General features: G+C 53.0%; 2 protein-coding genes and 2 rRNA genes. All 4 read right to left on the bottom strand.

Annotated elements, in window-relative coordinates:
• Positions 1-131: ribosomal RNA gene (locus tag BISU_RS11420) — 16S ribosomal RNA — on the bottom strand; the annotation flags it as partial.
• A 479-nt stretch (positions 132-610) separates the two neighbouring features.
• A complete protein-coding gene (locus BISU_RS11415; RefSeq protein WP_024464708.1) occupies positions 611-901 on the bottom strand; it encodes a type II toxin-antitoxin system RelE/ParE family toxin in 291 nt (96 codons plus the stop codon).
• A 2-nt stretch (positions 902-903) separates the two neighbouring features.
• A complete protein-coding gene (locus BISU_RS11410) occupies positions 904-1,170 on the bottom strand; it encodes a type II toxin-antitoxin system RelB/DinJ family antitoxin (RefSeq protein WP_024464707.1) in 267 nt (88 codons plus the stop codon).
• Positions 1,171-2,136: 966 nt separating this feature from the next.
• A 5S ribosomal RNA gene (gene rrf, locus BISU_RS11405) occupies positions 2,137-2,251 on the bottom strand.
• Between the last annotated feature and the right edge of the window lie 47 nt (positions 2,252-2,298).

The raw sequence follows: 2,298 nt of genomic DNA, 5'->3' as shown, positions 1-2,298 counted from the left end.
CAGGTCGGTCACGCATTACTCACCCGTTCGCCACTCTCACCAGAGTGCAAGCACTCTGGATCCCGTTCGACTTGCATGTGTTAAGCACGCCGCCAGCGTTCATCCTGAGCCAGAATCGAACCCTCCACAAAAAAAATGCAGAAAGCCTCGAAAAGGCCCTCATATATATAATTGACGGGACCGTTTATAAGGAAAACGATCCACACAAAACCCCGACGCCCATTAAGCCCCCCAGGGCACCCACACGCAAAAACACGCGCAGGCAGGCATCGGACTGGCAATCACAACAAAAATCTGACTATAAAAAGTAGTACAAAACACGCTCTTGAGTTCTCAAACCACCACCACACCAACAAACCGAAGCAATCCGAAGATTTCTTGTCGCTGTCAGGCAGCAAGGGATTAACTTACACGGGATGGCCCCCGGGCGCAAATCGGGCTTGTCGAAATACCCTTGAATCGTTGGCATATAAGACATCTGTCGGCGTGTCGAAATCGCCTGTTTTCGGCCTTGATTTGCTCTGTATGCAACGCGAGGCCGCCAAAATACCTCGAATATTTCTGTTCTTCGGCGTGTCGGAGCCTCACTCTGCCTGCGTTGCCGCCAGTCCTATTGGAACAGCTCATCATGGCTGCCCACGCGAAGGAAGACAGCAGTGCCGCTGGCCGTGCGCCATATCAGCAGACTATCGGCACTGTTGTCGATGTGGCACTCGAGCACCCCGCTCCAGTCGCCAGTGAGCCTATGGGCACGATGCCTGCGCCGCAGCTCCTCGCGCGACTGCTCGTCGTCTGCAAGCACCAGACGGATGACCCGGCGCAGGCCCTCGGTGTTCACATGCTTCCTGGTCATTCGCTTCACATCCCGCTCAAAGCCAGTTGTGTATTCGGGAACAAGCATCGTCAGATTTCCAGCGAATCGAACATCTCATCAGCGTTCTTGAATCGCTGACGGCCAGTCTGCGCTATCTCCTCCGCCTCATGAATCGCGGCGAGAGTCTGCTCATTAGGCGTCGGCTCGTAGCTGAGGTTCAGCGGAATGCGACGTTCCCGCACCATCTGGCGATAAAACGCCCTGGTAACAGAGGAAAGATCGAAGCCGAAATCCTCTGCAATATTGGAGGCCTTCAGCTTGGTCTCATCGTCCACTCGCACGGTAACCGTTGTCATAGCACTACCAGCTTTCACTGTTGTCTCACATTGATAATCTATTGTCGTACAACAGTATAGTAACAGTTCTAAAGTTTCGTCAAAAGAAAAGTGCTCTAGTGCTGTATTCGTGGCACTTATGCAAGACAGACGACATTGATAATGTATTACAAACGAAAGCCTGCTTTACTTGATAATACTGAAATAAATCAGATTTCACATAGATTGACTGCAACACGAGATTAGGCAGATGCGCTATGCAACAAAGTCATGCAATGAATGAAGCATGCTTAGAAGAAGAGCTGCCTCATGCCACACGTCAGGCTATCAGCGAAGCTGCGCATATGGCGACAACAGACGCGGGTGAAAGCTTTGACAATGTAACTGCACTGTTCTCCGCTATACTCGGCCGAGACGCCCCCAGCAAGGAATGAATTCACAAATAGCGCGTACTCAACCATCCGATAACCCACATTATGTCAGATTTTTAATCTGACATAATGTCGTGTGGTTATATCGTGAGACCAGCGCTTGCTGACATAACCATACGCCCCGTCTAACCGCACACCGATACTCTGTTCAATGCCGTGCAGTCATATCGCAAGAAGCGACCCTCTTCGTAGGATGGTTAATCGGCATCTGATCGATTACATGATCGATTACAGCAGATCCCAATCGATATCATCGATATCGGTGGTTCCGCTGTCATCTGCGCGTCTTGCCTCTACCTCTGCCAGTGTTCCAGTATCTTCGAGGTACAACGGCTCGTCCATGATGCCTCGATTCTACTGTATTGTGTCGCTGCGGATGCTGTGCGCCGTTGGACTGGCTTTGTGTTGTTTGTGGCTTTCGCGCCGTCTGCGCGGGGGCGGGGCGAACGCGTCTTCGCGTCGGTTGTCGGGGCGTGCCTGTGCGTGTTTTGTTTTCCGGGCATACAAAGGGGCCCCGGGGATCGTGTGATCCCCGGGGCCTCTCGTGAAAGTGTTATTGCGGCGGCGCGCTACTCTCCCACACCCTGTCGAGTGCAGTACCATCGCCGTGCTGGGTCTTAGCTTCCGGGTTCGGAATGGGACCGGGCGTCTCCCCAGCCATGGCCGCCGCAATCTTTAATTGTCGTGCGCGCCATTACGCGCGCACGGGATGTGGTGG

The organism is Bifidobacterium subtile (genome assembly GCF_000741775.1).
Classification (GTDB): domain Bacteria; phylum Actinomycetota; class Actinomycetes; order Actinomycetales; family Bifidobacteriaceae; genus Bifidobacterium; species Bifidobacterium subtile.
The sequence above is the reverse complement of the archived record's forward strand: the minus strand, read 5'-3'. Positions and strand labels throughout refer to the sequence as shown.